At 52.1% G+C, this 20,865-nt stretch carries 21 protein-coding genes; 12 read left to right on the forward strand and 9 right to left on the reverse strand.

Annotated elements, in window-relative coordinates; all coding sequences use genetic code 11:
* Window positions 1–6: 6 nt before the first annotated feature.
* Genes J1836_RS12020 through J1836_RS12045 form a run of 6 tightly spaced genes read right to left on the reverse strand, consistent with a single transcriptional unit; the run spans window position 7 to window position 4,258 of the window.
* Window positions 7–735 carry a DUF1513 domain-containing protein gene (locus tag J1836_RS12020; protein WP_207251305.1) on the reverse strand — a complete coding sequence of 243 codons (729 nt, stop codon included), beginning with the start codon at window positions 733–735 and terminating at the stop codon, window positions 7–9.
* Between the two features lie 16 nt (window positions 736–751).
* Window positions 752–1,330, reverse strand: coding sequence for an imelysin family protein (locus J1836_RS12025; RefSeq protein ID WP_207251306.1), 579 nt, complete (start codon window positions 1,328–1,330; stop codon window positions 752–754).
* Between the two features lie 5 nt (window positions 1,331–1,335).
* Window positions 1,336–2,625, reverse strand: a complete 1,290-nt coding sequence (locus tag J1836_RS12030) for a di-heme oxidoreductase family protein (protein WP_207251307.1) — start codon at window positions 2,623–2,625, stop codon at window positions 1,336–1,338.
* Complete coding sequence (locus J1836_RS12035) at window positions 2,626–3,867, reverse strand: imelysin family protein (protein ID WP_207251308.1); 1,242 nt, start codon at window positions 3,865–3,867, stop codon at window positions 2,626–2,628.
* Window positions 3,864–4,049: a hemin uptake protein HemP gene (hemP, locus tag J1836_RS12040; protein ID WP_207251309.1), complete on the reverse strand. Its 186-nt coding sequence runs from the start codon at window positions 4,047–4,049 to the stop codon at window positions 3,864–3,866. Before hemP ends, J1836_RS12035 begins: the two co-directional genes overlap by 4 nt.
* Window positions 4,046–4,258, reverse strand: a complete 213-nt coding sequence (locus tag J1836_RS12045; RefSeq protein ID WP_207251310.1) for a (2Fe-2S)-binding protein — start codon at window positions 4,256–4,258, stop codon at window positions 4,046–4,048. Before J1836_RS12045 ends, hemP begins: the two co-directional genes overlap by 4 nt.
* Window positions 4,259–4,530: 272 nt before the next feature.
* Between J1836_RS12045 and J1836_RS12050 the strand changes: the two genes are divergently transcribed.
* Together J1836_RS12050 and J1836_RS12055 are read left to right on the forward strand one after the other, a co-directional pair.
* Window positions 4,531–4,863 (forward strand): hypothetical protein, encoded by a 333-nt coding sequence (locus J1836_RS12050; RefSeq protein ID WP_207251311.1) that lies wholly within the window; start codon window positions 4,531–4,533, stop codon window positions 4,861–4,863.
* 203 nt (window positions 4,864–5,066) lie between these two features.
* Window positions 5,067–6,212, forward strand: coding sequence for a cytochrome-c peroxidase (locus J1836_RS12055; protein WP_207251312.1), 1,146 nt, complete (start codon window positions 5,067–5,069; stop codon window positions 6,210–6,212).
* 39 nt (window positions 6,213–6,251) lie between these two features.
* Here the strand turns inward: J1836_RS12055 and J1836_RS12060 are convergent, their stop codons facing one another.
* On the reverse strand, window positions 6,252–7,463 hold the full coding sequence (locus tag J1836_RS12060; protein WP_207251313.1) for an RNA-guided endonuclease InsQ/TnpB family protein: 1,212 nt from the start codon (window positions 7,461–7,463) through the stop codon (window positions 6,252–6,254).
* Between the two features lie 180 nt (window positions 7,464–7,643).
* On the opposite strand from J1836_RS12060, the gene J1836_RS12065 reads away from it, so the two are divergent.
* The 4 genes from J1836_RS12065 (at window position 7,644) to J1836_RS12080 (ending at window position 12,299) form a co-directional block, all read left to right on the forward strand.
* Entirely contained in the window at window positions 7,644–8,105 is a 462-nt protein-coding gene (locus J1836_RS12065) for a rhodanese-like domain-containing protein (protein WP_207251314.1), read from the forward strand.
* Window positions 8,106–8,366: 261 nt separating this feature from the next.
* A complete protein-coding gene (locus J1836_RS12070) occupies window positions 8,367–8,930 on the forward strand; it encodes a TMEM165/GDT1 family protein (RefSeq protein WP_207251315.1) in 564 nt (187 codons plus the stop codon).
* A gap of 333 nt (window positions 8,931–9,263) precedes the next feature.
* A complete protein-coding gene (gene katG / locus J1836_RS12075; RefSeq protein WP_207251316.1) occupies window positions 9,264–11,444 on the forward strand; it encodes a catalase/peroxidase HPI in 2,181 nt (726 codons plus the stop codon).
* A 6-nt stretch (window positions 11,445–11,450) separates the two neighbouring features.
* Window positions 11,451–12,299 (forward strand): cytochrome-c peroxidase, encoded by an 849-nt coding sequence (locus tag J1836_RS12080; RefSeq protein ID WP_242632808.1) that lies wholly within the window; start codon window positions 11,451–11,453, stop codon window positions 12,297–12,299.
* Between the two features lie 67 nt (window positions 12,300–12,366).
* Here J1836_RS12080 and J1836_RS12085 read toward each other — a convergent pair whose 3' ends face one another.
* On the reverse strand, window positions 12,367–14,544 hold the full coding sequence (locus tag J1836_RS12085; RefSeq protein ID WP_207251317.1) for a hypothetical protein: 2,178 nt from the start codon (window positions 14,542–14,544) through the stop codon (window positions 12,367–12,369).
* 209 nt (window positions 14,545–14,753) lie between these two features.
* Here J1836_RS12085 and J1836_RS12090 point away from each other — a divergent pair, with 209 nt between their 5' ends.
* The 6 genes from J1836_RS12090 to J1836_RS12115 are packed head-to-tail and all read left to right on the forward strand — an operon-like array spanning window position 14,754 to window position 20,231.
* On the forward strand, window positions 14,754–15,809 hold the full coding sequence (locus J1836_RS12090; RefSeq protein WP_207251318.1) for a DUF6174 domain-containing protein: 1,056 nt from the start codon (window positions 14,754–14,756) through the stop codon (window positions 15,807–15,809).
* Window positions 15,806–16,699, forward strand: coding sequence for an ATP-grasp domain-containing protein (locus J1836_RS12095; protein WP_207251319.1), 894 nt, complete (start codon window positions 15,806–15,808; stop codon window positions 16,697–16,699). Before J1836_RS12090 ends, J1836_RS12095 begins: the two co-directional genes overlap by 4 nt.
* A gap of 40 nt (window positions 16,700–16,739) precedes the next feature.
* A complete protein-coding gene (locus J1836_RS12100; protein WP_207251320.1) occupies window positions 16,740–17,360 on the forward strand; it encodes a paraquat-inducible protein A in 621 nt (206 codons plus the stop codon).
* Window positions 17,357–17,983, forward strand: a complete 627-nt coding sequence (locus tag J1836_RS12105) for a paraquat-inducible protein A (protein WP_242632809.1) — start codon at window positions 17,357–17,359, stop codon at window positions 17,981–17,983. The genes J1836_RS12100 and J1836_RS12105 overlap by 4 nt, the downstream gene beginning before the upstream one ends.
* Window positions 17,980–19,647, forward strand: coding sequence for a PqiB family protein (locus J1836_RS12110; RefSeq protein WP_207251321.1), 1,668 nt, complete (start codon window positions 17,980–17,982; stop codon window positions 19,645–19,647). The genes J1836_RS12105 and J1836_RS12110 overlap by 4 nt, the downstream gene beginning before the upstream one ends.
* Window positions 19,648–19,649: 2 nt before the next feature.
* Window positions 19,650–20,231 carry a PqiC family protein gene (locus J1836_RS12115; protein WP_207251322.1) on the forward strand — a complete coding sequence of 194 codons (582 nt, stop codon included), beginning with the start codon at window positions 19,650–19,652 and terminating at the stop codon, window positions 20,229–20,231.
* On the opposite strand, the gene J1836_RS12120 is transcribed toward J1836_RS12115, so the two are convergent.
* A complete protein-coding gene (locus tag J1836_RS12120) occupies window positions 20,228–20,803 on the reverse strand; it encodes a YceI family protein (protein ID WP_207251323.1) in 576 nt (191 codons plus the stop codon). The two genes, J1836_RS12115 and J1836_RS12120, sit on opposite strands and share 4 nt — an antisense overlap.
* Between the last annotated feature and the right edge of the window lie 62 nt (window positions 20,804–20,865).

Below are 20,865 nucleotides of genomic sequence, written 5' to 3' on the forward strand. Positions count from 1 at the left end.
TAAAAATTAAGCTAAAACCAAGTGATTATCCCATAATGTCGCGGACATGTATTGCAACTTGGTTGCGCTAATTTCCGTCGGGCTTGCTGTAACCGTATGCAGTTCCCCTGTTGCACCGGAGACTAGGAATGTCTCAGTATTCGGCATGAACTGGATGCCGCTAGGTTCAGTCAGGCTGCTGGCAGACAAAAAGGTTTGTGTTTCAATGTTCCAGAAGGTGATGTGATTGCCGCGTGGTGAGGTGACGGCGAGAATTTTCTGGTGTGGATCATACGCAAGATCTGCCATATAACCGTTGAAGAGCTGAATGGCAGTTGGCTTAATGCCAAGTAGTTGCAAATCTTTACCGTGGGTTTGCCAGGCTACTAACGATTGCGGTTGACGTTGATACAGATCACCTTCGTATTGCAATGCCACCCCGACATCGCCCGTGGCGGTGACAAGTAAGTGGCGGATGCTCAAATGATGGTCGGGCAAACGGTATTCGTCGATTTTCTTGCCGCTGGCTGCGTCGACATACACCAAAGACGGCTGCATGGTGTCGAGGTTGAGCTTGCGCCGCCCGAAATCGGGGTGTTGTTCGGGTACGGCGCAAGATTGGACTTGCCCGCTTGCCATATCTAAGCGGGTTAGGAAGTGTCCGCCAGTGGGGTTGGCGCTGGCGGAGTAGAGGGTGGTGGAAGAGGGCGTATGCAATACGCCCCTACGGGATTCGGATTCGGTGGCGAGTTTCATGGCTTAATCCCCATCATTATCGTTGAAACCAAGTTGCACGCCGAGTGCTTTGATTGGCGCGGATGACTTGGATGGCATAGCCACTACGCCATGCTTCCAACTGATAGGCATTGGAGGTGTTCAGCACCTCTTGCTTGCCTTCTGTATTGAGGTCAATACCTTTGCCGAGCGCATTGCCGATGCGGTTTTTACTGAGTTTTTCGGCGGATTGGAATAACTTGCCGACCAGCAAATCCACCGCTTGGCGTGAGCTGGCGAAGGTGGTATTGCCTTTGTCAGCCGTGCGGAACGCGGTGGCGTAGCCGTTTTTGTCGTTGACCCAAGCTTCGGCAATGCTGTGCAGCGTGGTTTGCAATAGCTCGCTGGCGGCTTGCACGTAAGCACAGCGGCGTTTGCCGGTGTCACCCTGAAAGGCGGCAAGCTGGTCAGCATCGCTGTTATCGCGGTAGAGCGGGATGATTGCGCCATCGACGACTTGCACCAGCAATTTGTCAGCATCCGGCAGCGGGCTAGCAGGCGCAACAGTGGTTGTTTCTGCGCACAGCGTTATGGGGAACAGCAGCAGGCAGCATAAAATCTGTTTAAACATCATCATTCTCGTTACAGCGAGTTGAGGAAGCGTAGCAAGGCTTCCCGCTCTGGTTGGTGCAAGGCAAGCACGTGTTGCTTGGCGGGTTCGGCTTCGCCGCCGTGCCAGAGAATGGCTTCGAGCAAGTTGCGGGCGCGTCCGTCGTGCAAAAAGCGGGTATGTCCGCTGAGTGTTGCGGTGATACCGATGCCCCATAGCGGGGGCGTGCGCCATTCTTGTCCGCTGGCAGCAAATTCGGGGCGGTTGTCCGCCAAGCCTGCACCCATGTCATGCAGTAATAAGTCGCTGTACGGCTGGTGTGCTTGCGTGGCTAAGGCGGGGAAAGTGGGGACGTGGCAGCTCGCGCACCCGCTTTGCTTGAATAAACGTTCGCCTTGCAATACTTGCGGGTCGGTTACATCACGGCGTGGCGGTACGCTTTGCGCGTTAACGTGGAACACGACTTTATCCAGCAGGTCATCGGGGATTTCAGGTTTGCCGCCGTCGGGTAGGTGGTGGCAATCGGTTTGTGCTGCCGTGCAGGGCTGTTCGGGAAAACGGGTATTGGTAATGCCAATATCGTTACGGAAGGCATCCGCACTTTGCTGGGCAATATTGGGTTGGTTGGCTTTCCAGCTAAACCGCCCTAGCACGGTTTGCTGTTGCTCGATGTCCCACACCTGATTGGCTTTGCCAGAAATACCATCGCCGTTTTTATCGTCGGGGTCGGCATTGGCAAGGATCTCGGCAGCAGGGATGCTTGCTAGCAAGCCCATGCCAAATAAGGGCGGGGCAACGCGCACCGAATGCTGTACGTCGGGGTGGGTTGTGCCGTAATTCAACGCATCAAGGTGCAGCGTGGGTTGTTGCAGGGTGTAGGTTTCGCCATCGGCAAATTGCCCGTGGATGTCGGTGTAGCTAAAGCGCGGGGTGGCTTCGCCCTGCAAGCCTTTGTTGCCGAGCGGTTGCAGGTGGTCGCCGTAAGTGGGTTCGGGGGCAACGCCTAAGGTTTTGGCGACGGTCAATTGTTCGGCGGTGGTGGCGGGGATGCTGAGTTTCACCAGTGTGGACATGAACGGTTCGGTGGCGGTCAGCGGCGGATGCCCGCGCCCGTGTTGTACATGGCAGGCAATGCAGCTATTCGCTTTGAACAACGGACCCAGCCCATCGCGTGCGGTGGTGGACGTGGGCGCACTCACCCACGGTTGCTGGAAGAATGCGCCACCGATGGCGAAGTCTTCGTGCTGTTGTAAATTGTCATCGCTGTTGGCTAGTCCTGAGGTGAGTAATACACCAAGGGCAATGGCTAGGGTCGATTGCATTTATCCACCAAAGGAGTCGCTGCTCTCTGGGTTGAGGCTGTCCACACCGACGGCTTTGGCAGCCGCTTCGATGTCACCCGTTTGGCTACGCAATGCCGCAATCGTGGCTTTGATGCGTTTGTTACCGTCCTTGTTGTCGGGGGTAATTTGCTGGTCGAAATTTTCACCGTTTTTCGCCGCTTCTACAATGGCTTCGGCTTTTTGTTGGGTATCCGCGAGTTTGCTGACCAAGGTTTCGCTGGCTTTGGCATCTTTGGCGGCAACCAGTTGTGCGAGGCTTGCGCCTGCTACTTTTGTGCCATCGGTGCGGGTGTAGATGCCGTTGAAAATGTTTTGGATGCTGCGGGCATTTTCGGCAATGTCGTTGTGGGTGTTGTCGCTGAAGCAGGAATGTTTGTCTTCCTGTGAATGCGCCAGCAGTGCCACGTTCATGCGTTCGCCTGCGAGTTCGCCAAGGCTTAAGCTGCCCATGCCGAATAACATACGGCGTAAGGCTTCTTTTTTATCGAGTGCGAGGAAGGCACGGCGGTAGTTACCGGCTTTGCCATCCGCCCAGTCATCTGCCATTTTCTGCATGTCGGCAACCAGTAAATCGGTGGCGGCTTTCAGGTATTCAGCGCGGCGTTCGCAGTTGCCGTTGGTGCAAGCGTCACCTTTGGCGTAATCGGTGGGGGCGCGTGTGCCAGAATCTTTCGGGGTGGCATTGAAGTCTTGCCCCCATAACAGGAATTCGATGGCGTGGTAGCCGGTGGCAACGTTGGCTTCCGAACCGCCTTTTTCTTGCGAGGCTTTCAGCAGTTCTGCGTCGATTTTATCCTTGCCTGCAATGATATTGGCGGTGGCGAATTTATTGCCTTCTTCGCCTTCGTACACGTCGGTTTTGACGTAATCAATCAAGCCTTCGTCGAGCGGCCAGGCGTTAACTTGACCTTCCCACTCGTCTACATTGGGATTGCCGAAACGGAAGGCTTCGGTTTGGCTGTAAGGTTTGCGGGCGGCAAGCCATGCGTCTTTGGCAGCTTGTTGGGTGTCAGCCGTGGGGTTGGCAATGAAGTCATCGACTTTTTCCTGCAATACTTTGGCAGCGGCGAAGGTGTCGCTGAAATTGGCACTGGCAAGATTGACGTACTGTTCCATGACGGCTTTGGCTGTTACCGTGTCGGCGCTGGCAATCGTCGGTGTGGTGCAAAGTACCCCGCCCAGCAATAGGCTGCTGACAACTTGGCTGATGCGTTGTTTCATGGTTGTTTCCTTGGAGTAGTGGAGGTTGCGACGGGCTGTTTGTCTGCGTCATCATCTGCCGAGGTGAGGATCAAGTTGCCCCGGCGGGTAATGGTCAGGCAGTAGGGACGCTTGCCGTGCTGAAGGATGATTTTTTTGCAACCACGCATCAATTCTTCCAGATTGATAGCTCCAGTCATCATGCGAATGCACCTTGCATCAGGTTGAGGTTAAACAGGGAAGTTTCGGGGTTTAGTGTTTCTTCGATGACTTCGCAGGCATGACCTCGGCAGCGCCCACAGCATGTACCGACTTTCAACTCTTGCTGAATCGCTTCTAAGTTATCGTGACCTTGTTTCACGGCTTTCTTGATCGCTTTGTCGGTTACAGAGTGGCAAATACACACGTACATACGTCATCCCCTAAACAGTAATCATTCTTGATGTCAGGAGAATGATAACGATACGCATCTGTAAATACAAGTGGTTCTCAGTTATTTTTTGAAATGAGAAAAATTCTCAGAAAGTGCTTGACGATAAAAACAAGAATCATTAACATTTGTTGCATCTAACAGGTTCTTGCCCTCTCCTCAAAACGGCAACAAAGTAATCAAGCCAGTGTATGACTTTGTAACTCCGCACCAGCCAGATTATTTCTTATTTTCAAGGAATAATGAGGTGTGTTATGACGTTTTATGTAAACGCATGGCTGGATCGGGTTGACCCGTTTATCAGCTTGCACAATCGCCAGACGGGTGAACAAGTCGTCAGATTTGACAAGCAGGAGTTGCAGCAATGCCTTGAACAAGGCGATTTCTGTCTGAATGAGCTGTGTAACCCCTGTCAGCAAGTGCAGCACGAATTGGTAAAATGTTTGTTATTGGTTCGCTGTTCGCATGAGGTCAGCCAGCAATTGGAAAGCATTTACCACAGCTTTTTTCCGCGTCCACAGAGCGCCGACATTATTCCTTTCAGGTCAAAACTAACGGCTGTGCCAACACAGCGTGATTGTGCCTGAGTTAACGTGTGTACAACTTGTCGGGTTAGCCTTCATAAAAATAACTCTGGCCTGACAAGAATCCTGGTTCTTCTCTTGGAATTTTGAACCTTGCTAGGGGCGTAAGCCCCTTTATTTTTGCCTGTCTGTTGATCTATCTCAATTGTAATAGTAACTGTTCTCATTTATTCTTGGCAGCTTATTACTGGTTCAGAGAATTTGGCATGATTAAGGTTATCCTCCCACTTACGCTGTTGCTGTCAGGCATTGCACTTGCTGCTACGCCTGCGCCAACGCCGCTTTCCAGCAAGGAAATCTTGGGTGAAAAGCTATTTTCTGATGTTAATCTGTCGAAAAACCGCACTCAATTCTGTGCTACCTGCCACAATCCCGAACACGGCTTCGTGGATAATCGTGCAACCGTTGTGGGCAAGGCGGTATCGCTGGGGGACGATGGCAAATCGCTGGGGGACAGGAATGCGCCGACGGCGGCTTACGCCCAATTCAGCCCCGATTTTCACCAAAACAAGAAAACCCAGCGTTACGTCGGCGGGCAATTTTTCGATGGGCGCGAAAAGGATTTGCAAGGGCAAGCAGGCGGCCCACCCACCAATCCGGTCGAAATGGGAATGCCCGATAAAGCAACAGTCGTAGCGCGTTTGCAGGAAAATGCCGATTACGTGACCGGCTTCAAACAGCTTTTCGGGGAAAAGGTTTTCGAGACACCTGACAGCGCGTATGCCGCCATGACTGCCAGCCTTGGCGCGTTTGAAAAAACCGCACCATTTGCCCCGTTCGATTCCAAATACGACCGTTACCTCAAAGGCGAAGTCGAGCTGACCGATCAGGAATCACTGGGCGAATCGCTGTTTTTTTCCAATCAATTCACCAATTGTAACTGCTGCCACCAGTTGAAAACCTTTCCGGGCAGTGAGGGTGAAACGTTTTCCAATTACGAATACCACAACCTCGGCGTGCCACCCCATGAAGCGGTGCGGGCAGCCAATGGCAAGGGCAAAGCGTTTATCGACCACGGTTTGCTGGAACACCCTGACATCAGCGATGCCAAGGAAGATGGCAAGTTCAAAGTGCCCACCTTGCGCAATGTGGCGGTGACAGCACCGTACATGCACAACGGGGTGTTTGCTGATTTACGTACCGTTGTGTTGTTTTACGACAAATTTAATAATGCGCAACGCACGTTCAACCCGGAAACCGCTAAACTGTGGGCTGCGCCAGAGGTTGATAACAATCTGGCTTTGGAAACCGAGGAGTTTCAAGCATCTGCCTTGAAAGATTCAGAAGTGGATGCGTTAGTCGCCTTTATGAAAACGCTGACTGATCAGCGTTATGAGCATTTACTCAATTGACATCCTCCCCTCCCTGAAGGAAGGGGATTCCTACTGCCTTCAGCTAGATAGCTGATTTACTTCGGCGAGTTCCTGCTTCATCGAGGGGTGTAATACCCCATCTCCACAGGCTAATAAGCGGTGTCCCCGCTCTTTAACATTGATCGCGCCGACATGATCGGCGTGATTTTCGTAGCGACATTTCACACACACAAACCGCGCTTGCGTTTGGCGATTATCCGCTGAAACGTGATGGCATTCGGGGCATTCTTGACTGGTGTAATGCGGGGGAACGGCAAACAACATACCGCCATTCCATGCCAGTTTATAGTCGAGTTGCCGCCGGAACTCACCCCAGCCTTGGTCGATAATCGCTTTGTTTAAGCCGGATTTGGCTGCAACGTTCGTGCCGGGGTTTTCTGCCGTACCTGCCGCTGATTGGGACATATTCCGTACCTGCAAATCTTCGATGAACACGAGCGCGTGGTTTTGGCTGATCGTGGTCGTTGCTTTGTGCAGGAAATCGCGGCGAGCGTTGGCAATGGTGGTGTGGATTTTTTGAACTTTGGCTTTGGCTTTTTTCCAGTTATTGCTGAACTTCTGTTTGTGCGCCATACGCCGTTGATACATGGCGAGTTTCGCTTGTTGGGTTTTGAAGCTGTTGAGTGGGGCGATGTGGCTGCCGTCTGAGAACGTGGCAAAGCGGGCTATGCCTAAGTCGATACCGATGGCTGTCGTAACGGTGGATACGGGATGCTCTACTTCCCGTTGGGTTTGGATGCTGATGTACCACTTGCTGTTTTTGCCGGAGACGGTGACATTGCGCAATTCCCTCAACACCTCGCGGCTGTTGCGGTAGCGTATCCAACCCAGTTTTGGCAGGAAAATACGATTGTTACGTTGATCGAGTTTGATTTGCTTGGGATCAGGGTAACGAAAGCTGTCACCACTACCTTTGCGCTTAAAGCGTGGAAAATCGGTACGCTTGGCAAAGAAGTTTTTGTACGCTTTTTCCAAATCCTTCAGGGCATGTTGCAAGGCTTGTGAGGGCGTATCTTTTAACCATGCCAAACCTTGTTCCCGTTTCCAAACGGGAAGCCATGCCGCCATTGCCACATAGTTGATGAACTTTCCGTTGGCTGCATGATTGGCTTGTTGTAATGCGAGCGCCTTGTTGTAAACAAACCGACACGAACCCGCGTAACGGCGCAGGTTGCGCTGTTGTTCGCCGTTGGGCTTCAGTTCGTATTTATAGGCTTGAAATCGTTGCATGGTGCTAAGAATAGGCTAAAATCCCTGCTTTGTGTGCCTGAATCCACCGTAAATGTGGGTTTTAGCCGACAAATGGAAGAGAGGGGCGGCGATGCCACCCTCGCTCTGCATCCTCGCCCTGAAGGACGAGGTTTTACGCGAAAGAAGGATAAAACACGTTTACTTTGGAGCTTAGTAAGAATGTACGCAGTTAAATTTTTGGCATTGGCTATTGCCATTAGTACCGCAGCCAGTTTGGGGGCTTGCTCGAAGGCGGAGAGTCTTGGGACAAACAGTACGGTTGCGGCTGCCCAGCAGGGTGCGGTGAGTAATGTGTCGAATGCTGAATTGCAAACCTTGCTGGATCAAAAAGTCACGCTGGTGGATATTCGTTTACCGGAAGAATGGCAGGAAACCGGTATTGTGGCAGGTAGTCATCCGATTACGCTGTTTCAGAAAGATGGCTCGGTGGCAGCGGATTTTCTCGCAAAAATCCAGAAAGTTGCCCCGACTGACAAGCCAGTTGCGCTGATTTGCCGGACGGGCAACCGTACCCGTGCGGGGTCGGAAATGTTGGCGCAGGTGGGTTACAAGCAGGTGTATAACGTGACCCACGGGATTACTGGCTGGATCAAGGAAGGCAAGGCGGTTGTGAGCCAGTAAAGGGCAGACATCGGTGCGGGTGAGGGACAATCAAGCATAGGGAGTTATGCTAGACTGACCCCACCAGCACCATCATTAGCCTAATTTTTTATAAGATTGGCTTGCAAAACTATTTGCAGTCACAGATGTAACCATTTCCCTCAATCCTCTGTTCAGGCACACGCGGTCATTACGATGCAGCGCATTACCCAGGCAGGGATTTTTCACTAGACATCGCTTCTCGTCTTTGTTTGAATCAGCCGCTTTTACGGGATATTCGCTGTGGAAGCTTTTCTTGTCTCAACGGGCATTGTTGCCCTCGCTGAAATCGGCGATAAAACCCAACTGCTCTCGCTCGTTCTCGCGGCAAAATTTCGCCGCCCGATTCCCATTATCCTCGGTATTTTGGTTGCTACCTTGCTGAATCATGCAGGTGCGGGTGCAATTGGTGCATGGGTCATAACCTTGCTGGGTGAAAATGCCTTGCGCTGGATTCTGGGTTTGTCCTTTCTGGCAATGGCAGTGTGGATCATGATCCCCGACAAGCTGGATGACGACGATGTGAAGGTGGATGCTACGCACTACGGGATTTTCGGCGCAACGTTAGTGGCGTTTTTCCTCGCGGAAATGGGGGATAAAACCCAGATTGCGACGGTGGCATTGGCGGCGCAATACGCTTCTTTGTTTTGGGTCGTGGCTGGTACAACCTTGGGAATGATGATTGCTAACGTTCCGGCAGTATTGCTGGGGGATAAGATGGCAGGCAATTTGCCGCTGAAATTGGTGCATGGTATTGCCGCTGCGATTTTTGCCACGTTAGGTGTGGCGACGTTGTTGGCACTATAGGTATCGGGTAGAGACACAAGATTTTGTGTCTCTACGTCGGCTAACGCAATCGCTAATCGCCTGCCTGCCAGCGTTTGCGGGGCAGCAAAAGGCAATGCAAAATCCAGTTGCAAGCGTTGTTGTGTTGAAGTCATCTGCTGATTACCTCCAAGCGTTGATGGAAAAAGTGTAGCGTATTCCTGTGTTTTTATTGTCAACCCACCTTATCCATGATCTGTTCTCATTAAAAAAGCGATTGATACGTTCGTTTTAATCAACTGGATAGGTTGAAGCGAAAGGACTAAAACTATAAAGGAGAGTGAATAATACCAATTACCATAAGGAGATAACACCATGAGTGACATCAGCAAGTGTCCTGTTATGGGACATGCCACTATTCCCGCCGCGAGCCACGCGGGTCGTGGCACATCCAACCGCGACTGGTGGCCTAACCAGTTGAAACTCAACATCCTGCATCAGCACACCGCTAAATCTAACCCGTTGGGTGCGGATTTCAATTACGCCGCCGAATTCAAAAAACTCGATCTGGCAGCCATCAAACAAGACCTCTACGCCCTGATGACCGATTCGCAAGACTGGTGGCCTGCTGATTACGGTCACTACGGGCCAATGTTCATCCGTATGGCGTGGCATAGCGCAGGCACGTACCGGATTTCGGACGGGCGCGGTGGGGCAGGACATGGCAATCAGCGTTTCGCCCCGCTCAACAGTTGGCCGGATAACGTCAACCTCGACAAGGCACGGCGCTTGCTGTGGCCGATCAAACAAAAATACGGCAATCAGATTTCGTGGGCTGACCTGATGATCCTCACGGGCAACTGTGCGCTGGAGTCGATGGGTTTCAAAACCTTCGGCTTTGGCGGTGGACGCGAAGACATCTGGGAGCCTGAGGAAGACGTGTACTGGGGCAGTGAAGCCGAATGGCTGAGCGGCGACAAGCGTTACAGCGGCGAACGCGATTTGGAAAACCCGTTAGCAGCGGTGCAGATGGGCTTGATCTACGTGAACCCCGAAGGCCCCGACGGTAATCCTGACCCCCTCGGATCAGGGCGTGATGTGCGCGAAACGTTTGCTCGCATGGCAATGAACGACTACGAAACCGTTGCCCTCACCGCTGGCGGACATACTTTCGGCAAATGCCATGGCGCAGGCAGTGCCACCCACGTCGGTGCTGCACCCGAGGCCGCGTCCATTGAACAAATGGGCCTGGGCTGGAAAAACAGCTTTGGCAGCGGCAAAGGCGGCGACCAGATCGGCAGCGGTTTGGAGGGTTCATGGACACCAACCCCAACGCAGTGGGACAACAGCTATCTGGACATGCTCTTCAACAACGAGTGGGAGCTAACCAAAAGTCCGGCAGGTGCATGGCAATGGACACCCAAAACCGCAACTGAACAAAATCTCGCGCCAGCGGCGGCTGACTCCAGCAAGCGCGTGCCGATCATTATGACCACTGCTGACATGGCGATGCGCTTTGACCCGATTTACGAGCCGATTGCGCGGCATTTCCACCAGAATCCAGCGGAATTTGCCGATGCGTTTGCGCGTGCGTGGTTCAAATTGACCCACCGTGATTTGGGGCCACGTTCGCGTTACCTCGGTGCGGAAGTGCCAACGGAAACCTTGCTGTGGCAAGACCCGGTTCCGGCGGTTGATCATGTGTTGATTGATGCGCAGGACATTGCCGACCTCAAGGGTAAGTTGTTGGCATCGGGTTTGAGTATTGCCGAACTGGTGACTACCGCGTGGGCTTCGGCGGCTACTTTCCGGGGTTCGGACAAGCGTGGTGGGGCAAATGGGGCGCGTATCCGCCTTGCACCGCAAAAGGATTGGGCGGTGAATCAGCCTGCGCAACTCGCCAACGTGCTGAATGTTCTGGAAGGCGTTCAAAGCGCGTTCAATGCGGCGCAATCGGACGGCAAAAAAGTTTCACTGGCGGATCTGATCGTGCTAGGTGGTTGTGCGGCGGTCGAGCAGGCGGCAAAAAATGCCGGATTTGCCGTCGAAGTACCGTTTGCAGCGGGGCGCACCGATGCGACTCAAGAGCAAACCGATGTGGAAGCGTTTGCGGTGCTTGAACCCGTGGCCGATGGTTTCCGCAACTACCTCAAGGGCAAATACGCCGTTTTAGCCGAGGAAATGCTGCTTGACAAGGCGCAATTGCTGACGCTGACTGCCCCGGAAATGACCGTGTTGGTCGGTGGGATGCGGGTATTGAATGCTGCGTTTACCCAACGGCGTGACTCACTCACCACCGATTTCTTCGTGAATCTAATCGATATGAGTACGGACTGGCAGGCCACCGCCGATGACAATGTGTTTGAAGGGCGTGACCGTGCCACGGGTGCGGTGAAGTGGACGGGTTCGCGGGTTGACCTCGTATTTGGCTCGAATTCTCAGCTTCGCGCGGTGGCGGAAGTGTATGCGCAGAACGATGCCAAGGAAAAGTTCGTGCATGACTTTGTGGCAGCGTGGAACAAGGTGATGAACCTTGATCGGTTTGATTTAGCCTGATATTGCGTGAAAGCGGGGCGGTGTTACCTAGCAATTAACTTACAAACCTCCATCGGTGATCATTGGCAGCAAGGGCCGATCAATGCCCCAACTGTCCTCAATTCCAGTATGAACGTGGCTCAATTCTGGGATGGTCGCGCCAAAGACCTCAAAGCTCAAGCGGGTGGCCCGATTGCCAATCCCGGCGAAATGGCATTTACGCACGAACTGGCTATTCAGGTGCTGGATTCTATTCCGCAGTACAAAGAAGAGTTCAAAACCGTTTTCAGCAAAGATGCCATCGACATTGATATGGTGACGAATGCGATAGCTGCATTTGAAGAAACTTTGGTGACACCTGGTTCCAAATTTGACCAATGGCTGAAAGGGGACGACAAAGCCCTGAGCGAAAAAGAACTGACGGGTTACAAACTGTTTAAGGACAGTGGCTGCGTGGCTTGCCATAACGGTGCAGCGGTAGGCGGGGCAAGTTTCCAAAAAATGGGTGTGGTTGAACCTTACAAAACTGACAGCAAAGCAGAAGGTTTAGTTGCGGTGAGCAAACAGGATACTGATCGTTTCAAGTTCAAAGTGCCTACGTTGCGCAACGTAGAAATGACCTATCCTTACTTCCACGATGGTGCGGCGAAGACCCTAGAAGATGCGGTGCATACGATGGGGCAGATTCAGTTGGGCAAGAAGTTCAGCGATGATGAAACAGCCAATATCGTTGCCTTCCTGAAAACCTTGACTGGTAAGCAACCCGACATCAAGTTGCCAGTCATGGCACCATCCACTAACGATACCCCGCGCCCTGATCCGTTTGGCAAAGGTGATGCGCCTAAAACAGACGACGCTGCGAAAAAATCGTCATGAGTTGGTAAACCCATAAAAAAGCCCCTCTACCCTTGCGGGAGAGGGGTTGGGGTGAGGGGAATTCCCCTTACCAGTAAGTACCCTTACCACCCTGCTTCTGCGTTACCACTTGCGCCAGCGTGCTAACCACACCCGCTTTACGCATCAAATCCGCCAATTCGCGTTGCTGACTGGCATCCTGACACGCTGCGGTGGCTTTGGCATACAGACTTTCGGCTTTGCTGCCGTTGCCCCATTTTTGCGCCAGTTCTGCCATATACGCAAAGTGGAAATGATTTTGTGCTTTGGCTTCGCCTTTGTCCAAAATCATTTGGGCCTGAGCATCGTCATCCAAATGCTCTTTGACGGCTTTGGCGAGTTTGTTGTACTCGAAAGTGCTGGCGTTGCCGGAATCCAGCTTTGCCAGTTGCGCGGCATAGAATTGCTGCGTCCACGCTTTGCCAAACTCGGTGTCGCTGAGTTGCTTGCTGACGGTTTCGCCGAGGTTGCGCACTTGGGCAAAGGTATTGCTGTTGTTCGCGGCTAAGTCGAGCAAACGCGCTAACCAAGCCTTGTCTTTCACTAGATTGCCGACAGAGACGATCAACGGTTGGTAAGCGGCGAAGCTGAATGTACCTGCTGCCTGCATCTTTTCTTCTGCTGTCGTCAGCAATTGGCTGGCATAAGAGGTATCTTCCAATTCTTCCACTACCGCACCTGCCAGTGCAATGAACTGGTTGGGGCGTGTCAACGTTTTTTCCTGATTTTGGAATTCGGTGTAACGCGCTTGGCTGGCTTCGCGTTTGGTAAGTTTCGCACCGATACGCTCGTTGCGCTCGGCATCACCTGCCAGCAATTGCTTGGAAGCGTTCGCCAGTTTGCGCATTTCATCGAGTGAGCTAACGTTGGCTTCAGCTTTGTCGAGCGCTTGCACGACTACGGTGGTGTCGCCCGGTGTCAATTTTTGGGCGCGTTGTGCCACGTCCAATACTTGCGCGTTGGTATCGGTCAGCTCCAGTGCTTTTTGCAGGGCAGTGCCAGCCAATGCTGCATCGGTTGGGTTTTTCGCCAGTGCTTCGAGGATGCTGGTCGCGTCGGTGTAAACTTTGCAAGCATCAACCGCTTTGGTGTAGAGCGCATTGGTTTTGGCAGGGTCTTGCAACGCAGTATTCACTTCACCTGCGAGTGATACCAATGCCGCTGCCGTGGTCGCTTTGGCTTCGGCAGCTGCGTAAATGCTGGCAACGCGGTCTTTATCGCCGAGGTTGTCGTTGACGGCTTTTGCCAACATGGCCAAATCTGTGGGCGTATTGAGTTTGCTGGCGAGTTTGTCGTAAGCCTTGCCTGCAATGGTTTTGTCATCCATGTTGGCAGCAACCGCGCTAGCCAGTTTTAGCAAGTCTTCCTTGCCGCTGAATTCGTTCAGGGCAACGCCGTACATATCTTTGGCAGTAGCTTGGTCGTTCAGCAAGCTGGCATAACCCGTTGCCAAATCAAGGTTTTCTTCGCCACTCATCGCGAAGTTTTTGCCTTGTTCCAGCAAGTCTTCGGCTTTGTCTTTGTCGCCGAGCAGGTTCATGAAACCACCCGCGAGTACCACGAATTGCGCAGGGAACATGCAGTTACTTTCAGCGTCGGCAAGCGTTGCTGCGACTTCTTTATCATCGCCGAACAGGTCTTTCAAACCTTTAGCAAAGGTGACGACATCGGCCGTTTCGCTGCTGGATGGTGCAGCTTTTTTAAAGACCATCAGCGCGGTAGTGGGGTTACCGCTGTTTTTAATGTCGGTGGCAAGTTTTTGGTAATCGGCAATACTTTTACAGTTTGCAGTGACTTTGCTGAACAGTTTGTTGGCGAGCGCGTTATCTTGCAGCGCGTCTTGTACGTAGCCTGCGTAAGACAGCAATTCGGTGGTATTGGTGGTTTCGCTGATGGCTTCTTCCAATAACGCACGACCTTTGTCGCGGTCGCCGAGGAATTTGGCAATGCTGTAGCCGGTTTCAGCTTTTTCTTTGGCATCAAAGCACGCATTGGCAGCTTCGTCGTACAGGGCAGCGGCTTTGTCGTTATCACCTGCGGCAACATAGCCTTCCGCTACGCTGACGTAATGGGCAGGGAAAGAACAGTTGGATTCGCCTTTGGCTAGCAGCTCTTTGGCGTAATCCAGATCGGCTGGTTCGGCGGCTGCTTGTTTGGCAAGGGCTGCGTAAGAGGCTGCGTCGTTGCAGGCGGATGCTTGTGCGCTGAGTTCTTCCCGAGTGGCCATAGTTCCTCCAAAGGCGATTAATACAAAGTCATTAGGTAAGTGGTGTTGTAAAGCAAATCGGTGCTAGGTTCAAGTGTGCGGCTTGTCCTTTCCACTGATAAGGGAATATTGCCGTCTCGTCTGATGAATATCCATGTGTCTTGGAGACTTAGGGTAAAAATGCTTCGTGTCAAACTAGGTATAAACCCTATCAACAAGAGGATCTCAACATGACAGGCATAACACAAGGAAGTGGGTTTCGCGAAACCCAGACAAGTAGCCAGACAACATCTAGCAGTACAGCGTCGTCTGCGAGTACGGCTAGTACGACATTGCTCAAAAATGCCGTGGGCGGTATCCAAAATCAGTCTGGTCAATCATCGCTGGGTGGCAACAACACCGCATTGATTAATCTCATTCAACAATTAGTTGATCAAATCGGCAAGAATAAAGGCGGTTGTCAGCCACAACCGCAGCCGCTGACATTGAGCGCACAGCAGGATAAGGCGATTCGTGAGCGCTTCAATATTGGTGGTGCAATGAGCTATCAAGTCTTGGACAGCAAAAAGGATGGCAAGCTCAGCGCAGGTGATACGCTAGTGATGTCCGGTGGCATTACGGGCGGCGAAATTTCGCGCCAAAAACTGACTGCCAAAGACGTGAAAGCGATTAACAGCGGCAGTACTTCCACCCCGCAACAGCAATTGGATGCTAATCGCCAGAAATGGGATTCACTGGGGATCAGTGATTATTCATTTACTTTGCAGCGCAGTTGCTTCTGTACGCCAGATTCAACGCGTCCGATTACTATTCAAGTGCGTGGTGATAGCGTTACGTCGGCACGTTATGCCGATACTGGCGAGCTGATTCCTGATGATCGCCAAACCAATAAACAGTCCATTTATAATATGAATGCTGATGGCGTGTTCAATTTGATTGAGCAGGGTATCAAAAGTGGTGCGGCGCAAGTCGATGCGAAATATGACGCGCAATACGGTTTGCCCACGTCTATTTACATTGACCAGAATCAGCAGATGGCGGATGAGGAAATGGGTTACACGATCTCCAATTTCCAGCCTGAGCCGATGTTCACTACGATGATGATGGGTGAGGAAGATGGCGGTGGCCCGATTATTCAACCGCCGATTAAACCGCCCATTATGACTACGATGATGGTGGGTGAGGAAGACGGTGGGGTGCAACCATGCCCTGTTAAGCCGCCGATTGAGCCACCCATGATGACCACGATGGCATTGGGTGAAGAAGACGGTTGTGCCGCGATATGAGTCAACTTCCCCGCTTGTTATTAGCTGGTGGCGATACTGACCCACAGTTAGTACGCCTCTTGAAACGAGCCGCATTACACGGTATTCCGGTGCATTGCTTGCTCACGGGGCAAGCGGGGTCGCCGCGTTTGCATTGGGACATCCGCCAGCATCGTTTGTTGGATGATGCGGAAGAAGTCGCCGTTTCTGCCGCTTTCATCCGCCAAGACGTGTTTGCTTACCTCAAAAGCAATAACGCTCAGGACAATGCGAGTGCGCGTGAATGGTTCGTTAGCGTATCCGGCTGGCTACTAAGCTCGCCGGATATTCATGTCTGCAATCGCCCGTTTCTGGCGTGCGGTGGTGTCAACAAGCCGTATGTATTACGCTTGGCGCTGGAGCTGGGCTTTAACGTTGTCGATACCTATATCAGCAACGACATTCCCGCGATGGATGCGTTGGCGCAGACCGGAGAGTGGATTGTGAAACCCGTGACTGGGGGGGCGTATTGCACGCCGTTAACACCGCATGAAGGGCGTGGCAATAACATTCTGGCTTTCCCACAAACGGTGCAACAACGCTTGGAGCAACCGGAATTGCGTGTGTTCCGTGTCGGCGCGGCATGGTTTGGGTTTCAAGTGTTGTCTGATGTGTTGGATTATCGCACGTCATCAGCGACGCGTATGAAAGTGGTCGATGTACCGTCTGATTTGGTGGAAAAGCTCACGCTATTGTCGGATCGCCTTGGGCTGGATTTTGCGGCGGCTGATTTCAAGACCGATGTACACAGCGGTGAATTACAATTTCTAGAAATCAATACAAATCCGATGTTTGCAGGATTTGATCAAATGGCGGCTGGCGCATTAAGTGATGCAATATTGCGCCATTTAGGTGTATTAACTGCCGTGTGAAAACATACCGATGCGTGGGTGTGAGTGATACAATCACGTAATGTCTAACAGCGATTTTGAACCAATTGCTTGCCAAGAATGCGGTCAGTTGCACCGCTATCGTCCGGTTGCGTCCGGTAAAACCGCGTTGTGTAGCCGTTGTGGGGGCGTATTATACCGCAACCGTCCACAGATGTTGAATGAAGTGCTAGCACTCACGCTGGCGGGGCTGATGCTGTTCGTTTTAACCAATTTATTTCCACTATTAGGGCTGCGGGCGCAGGGAGCAGAGCAGGAGTTGCATTTATTCGGCGCAAGCGTGGCGTTTTGGGAGCAAGGTTATCATTTGGTGGCGGGGCTGGTGATCTTCACGATTGTGTTTTTCCCCTTGTTTGAATTACTGGCGGTGTTGACAGTGCTGTTGACGATTCGCTTTGGTTGGCAACCGCAACCAGCGATTTTTTTGTTTCGGTGGATGCGTGAATTCAAACCGTGGGGCATGTTGGAAGTCTTCATGCTCGGCGTATTGGTGGCGGTGGTGAAATTGGGCGATTTGGCAACCTTGATTGTGGGGACAGCGTTTTGGTCGTTTGCGGGCGTGGTAATTACGATGGCAGCGAGTACCGTGTTACTTGATCCGTTTGTGGTGTGGCGTGAATTGGGCAAGGGGTGTCTGCGGTGAGTGCGCGGCTGTTGCAATGCCGTACTTGTGGGTGTTTGAGCCATGCGCCGCCCACGTTAGCCCCTAGCGCGGCGCTGTTTTGCCCGCGTTGTGGGGGGCGGATACGCTTGCGGGAGCATTCTAATAGCATTGAGGTGACATGGGCATTGTTGATTGCGGCGATGATTTTGTATATCCCTGCGAATCTGATGCCCGTGATGAGCGTGTATATGTTGGGGGCGGGGCAGCCGGATACGATTCTCAGCGGGGTGTACCATTTGTTGGAAGCAGGGCAATGGCCGCTGGCGTTGATTGTGTTTGTGGCGAGTATTGTCGTGCCGTTGTTGAAGCTGTGTACCTTGAGTTTTTTACTGATCAGTATTCAGTGGCGCTCAACTTGGCGGCAAGCGGATCGGATGCGGCTGTATCGCATCACCGAATATGTGGGGCGTTGGTCAATGGTGGATGTGTTTGTGATTGCGATTCTGACGGGCTTGGTGCAGTTTGGTAATTTGGCGAGAGTGGATGCGAATGCGGGCAGCTTTTCGTTTGCGGCAGTGGTGGTATTGACTATGTTTGCAGCACGTACGTTGGATGAACACTTGATCTGGGATGTTTACCGCCAAGAGGAACATGGTGGATGAATAATAATACAGGGCTGGATGGCGATAGTTTGCCAGAGGTGACGGTGCGCGAACAACGCGGCCCGTCGGTGGTGTGGTTAATTCCTTTAGCCGCTTTACTGATTGGTATATGGTTATTGTTTCAAAACTGGTATCAGCAAGGTCCCACCATTACGGTACAATTTTCCAGCGCGGAAGGTATTGAGGCGGGCAAAACCGAAGTGCGTTACAAAGCCGTGACGGTTGGTAAAGTCAAAAAACTCAAACTTGATGATGAGCTGAAATACATTGAAGCGGTCATTGAGTTGAATAAAGAAATTGGGCGGCATTTGGGGAATGATGCGAGTTTTTGGGTGGTTCGTCCGCGTGTGAATCGTTCGGGCGTGTCAGGGTTAAGCACTTTATTTTCGGGGTCGTATATTGGCATGGATCCCGGTACGAATACGGATGATCAAAGTTTTTATGCGGGGGTCGAGCGTCCGCCTGTGCTTGCGCCTGCCGAAGATGGTAAACGCTTTTTCCTCGTGTCGGATTCGTTGGGGTCGGTGGATATGGGAGCACCGGTTTTTTACAAGCAATTGCAAGTAGGTGAGGTGATCAACTACGAATTGCTGCAAGATAAAGATCAGGTGCGTTTGGAAGTGTTTGTGCGTGCGCCGTATTTTCAGTATGTGCGTACCAATACCCGTTTTTGGAATGCCAGTGGGGTGGAACTCAATATGAATTCGGCGGGGGCGGAATTCCGCATGGAATCCTTGGTATCGGTATTAATCGGCGGGATTGCGTTTGAAACACCCAAAACGCTGGCGGCGGGGGATGTGAGCAAGGAAGGTGATGTCTTTACCTTGCACCGTAATTTTGCGGGGGCACAGGAAAAGCCTTACAAGGAAAAACTGTATTACGTGATGTATTTTGGTGGCTCAGTGCGCGGTATGGAAGTGGGGTCAGCCGTTGAGTTTAAAGGCATTCCGATTGGCAAGGTCGAAAAGATTGATATTACGTTGGATAAAGCCACTTTAGGCGTGCGCGTTCCAGTGCTGGTGTCGATTCAGCCGCAATATTTTAATGAAACGCTCACGGCTGCCGAAGGTGAGGTGGTGTTAAATAAACTGGTGGCAAAAGGAATGCGTGCCAAATTAGAAACCGTGAGTTTTTTGACGGGGCAAAAAGTGATTACCTTGAGCATGGAAAAAGACCCACCGCCTGCCACGATTAAAGTCACGCAGTTTTACAGTGAATTTCCGACCACGGGTTCAGCGTTTGAAGATTTGCCGTTAATGGCAACGGAAGTGATGGCGAGCTTGGATGAGGCGTTGGCAGGCATTAATAAGTTGGTGAATAGCGGCAAGCTGGATAAAACCGTGGATAATCTTAATGGCGTATTAGCGGAAGCCGAACAAGCCGTTAAAGCTGCGAAGGAAATGCTGAAAACGGTGGATGGCAAGACTTTACCCAGCGTGACGCAGGATGTGAATAAGATTACGGTGGAGTTGAGCCAAACCTTGCAGAAATTGCAAAGCTCGATGGGCAATGTTGACCGTCTGACTGCGCCGCATTCGCCGACGCAATTCCAATTGCAAGAAATGTTGGAAGAAGTGACCGCTGCCTCGCGGGCGGTGCGCAGTTTAACCGAAACCCTGCAACGTCAGCCTGCATCGTTGTTGCGTGGCAAACAAGGAGACTAACCATGCGTAAGGTGATGTTGTTGGGGGCGGTGGTGTTGGCGCTGTTGGGCTGTTCGAGCACGCCCACGGCGTATCATACGCTGGCGATGGATATGGGCAATCCGGCGGTCGCACCAGCGGTTTCGCAGCGTATTCGCAGCCTTGGGGTGGGGCCGATTACCTTGCCGACGCTGTTGGATCGCGAAGGGTTAGTAATTCGCCAAAATGCTACGACGTTAGCAGTGTCGGATACGCATTTGTGGGGTGGGCAGTTGGAAGATGAATTCCTCCATGCCCTCGCACAACACCTACAAACCCGCTTGCCGGTGACACGGGTGCAAACCATTCCGTGGGAACTGAGCCAAACGCCCCAGTATCAAGTGGTGGTGAAATTGGATCAGTTTGATGGCACGCCCCACGGCAAGGCGCAGTTACGCGGTTTGTGGCAGCTTCAAGCAGGGCAGGATGACAAAATTCTGAGCACTGAAGCCATCACGCTAACCCAGCAAACGACCACGCCGGACGTGGTAGGGCTGGTCACGGCGCAAAGTGTGTTGGTGGCGCAATTGGCGGATCACATCGTGCGTGGTCTGGCTACCCGTTAAGCTTTAGCCTTGGTAAACGTTAAGAAAAACGTGACGGGGACGGCATTGCTGATGCTGCTGAGCGAAGCAATTTCGCGTAGTGTCGTTAAACCGGCTGCCAGATTGAAGTCTTCCGCATTCAGCATGATGGGCGCAACGGTGGCGACGTGTACGCTATCGCCGACTTCAGTGACGGCCACGGTTGCCGCCAGTTCTTTTTTCATGCCGTGTAACCCGACGGCAACGTTGATGGTTTGAATGCCGGGTTTGATGCCTGTTTGCCCTAAATCCACGCTGACGTAGGCATTGGTAAAGGTTTGGGTTTCAAACAAATGATCACGAATACGTTGGTCACGAATATCAATATGGGTATCGACACTGGTGAGGTCAATGTTCAGTGAGCCTTGTCCTGCTGTGGTGATTAGCCCAGAAAGCGCTTTAAATGTGTGGGTTTCTGCGACGTGATCTTTCTTGATCGACACAAAATACAGGGCAGATTGACTGTTATCCAGCGTCCAATCCGCCCGTGCTATACCGGAGAGTAGCGCCAGTGCTAGCGCAGTTTTGCTGATAAACGTTAAGGTACGTTGCATGTTAGTCACTCCTCTTCATTGTGTGTTTATGGGGGCATTGTACCGCAACTCTGTGGGATTGG

The organism is Thiothrix fructosivorans (assembly GCF_017349355.1).
Lineage (GTDB): Bacteria > Pseudomonadota > Gammaproteobacteria > Thiotrichales > Thiotrichaceae > Thiothrix > Thiothrix fructosivorans.

Excerpts from the sequence above, each read along its gene's own strand:
- J1836_RS12090 (WP_207251318.1), top strand. The coding sequence starts at position 14,754 with ATGACAGGCATAACACAAGGAAGTGGGTTTCGCGAAACCCAGACAAGT.
- J1836_RS12045 (WP_207251310.1), bottom strand. The coding sequence starts at position 4,258 with ATGTACGTGTGTATTTGCCACTCTGTAACCGACAAAGCGATCAAGAAA.
- J1836_RS12030 (WP_207251307.1), bottom strand. The coding sequence starts at position 2,625 with ATGCAATCGACCCTAGCCATTGCCCTTGGTGTATTACTCACCTCAGGA.
- J1836_RS12065 (WP_207251314.1), top strand. The coding sequence starts at position 7,644 with ATGTACGCAGTTAAATTTTTGGCATTGGCTATTGCCATTAGTACCGCA.
- J1836_RS12025 (WP_207251306.1), bottom strand. The coding sequence starts at position 1,330 with ATGATGATGTTTAAACAGATTTTATGCTGCCTGCTGCTGTTCCCCATA.
- J1836_RS12100 (WP_207251320.1), top strand. The coding sequence starts at position 16,740 with ATGTCTAACAGCGATTTTGAACCAATTGCTTGCCAAGAATGCGGTCAG.
- J1836_RS12055 (WP_207251312.1), top strand. The coding sequence starts at position 5,067 with ATGATTAAGGTTATCCTCCCACTTACGCTGTTGCTGTCAGGCATTGCA.
- J1836_RS12120 (WP_207251323.1), bottom strand. The coding sequence starts at position 20,803 with ATGCAACGTACCTTAACGTTTATCAGCAAAACTGCGCTAGCACTGGCG.
- J1836_RS12085 (WP_207251317.1), bottom strand. The coding sequence starts at position 14,544 with ATGGCCACTCGGGAAGAACTCAGCGCACAAGCATCCGCCTGCAACGAC.
- J1836_RS12060 (WP_207251313.1), bottom strand. The coding sequence starts at position 7,463 with ATGCAACGATTTCAAGCCTATAAATACGAACTGAAGCCCAACGGCGAA.
- J1836_RS12115 (WP_207251322.1), top strand. The coding sequence starts at position 19,650 with ATGCGTAAGGTGATGTTGTTGGGGGCGGTGGTGTTGGCGCTGTTGGGC.
- katG (WP_207251316.1), top strand. The coding sequence starts at position 9,264 with ATGAGTGACATCAGCAAGTGTCCTGTTATGGGACATGCCACTATTCCC.
- J1836_RS12110 (WP_207251321.1), top strand. The coding sequence starts at position 17,980 with ATGAATAATAATACAGGGCTGGATGGCGATAGTTTGCCAGAGGTGACG.
- J1836_RS12095 (WP_207251319.1), top strand. The coding sequence starts at position 15,806 with ATGAGTCAACTTCCCCGCTTGTTATTAGCTGGTGGCGATACTGACCCA.
- hemP (WP_207251309.1), bottom strand. The coding sequence starts at position 4,049 with ATGATGACTGGAGCTATCAATCTGGAAGAATTGATGCGTGGTTGCAAA.
- J1836_RS12035 (WP_207251308.1), bottom strand. The coding sequence starts at position 3,867 with ATGAAACAACGCATCAGCCAAGTTGTCAGCAGCCTATTGCTGGGCGGG.
- J1836_RS12020 (WP_207251305.1), bottom strand. The coding sequence starts at position 735 with ATGAAACTCGCCACCGAATCCGAATCCCGTAGGGGCGTATTGCATACG.
- J1836_RS12050 (WP_207251311.1), top strand. The coding sequence starts at position 4,531 with ATGACGTTTTATGTAAACGCATGGCTGGATCGGGTTGACCCGTTTATC.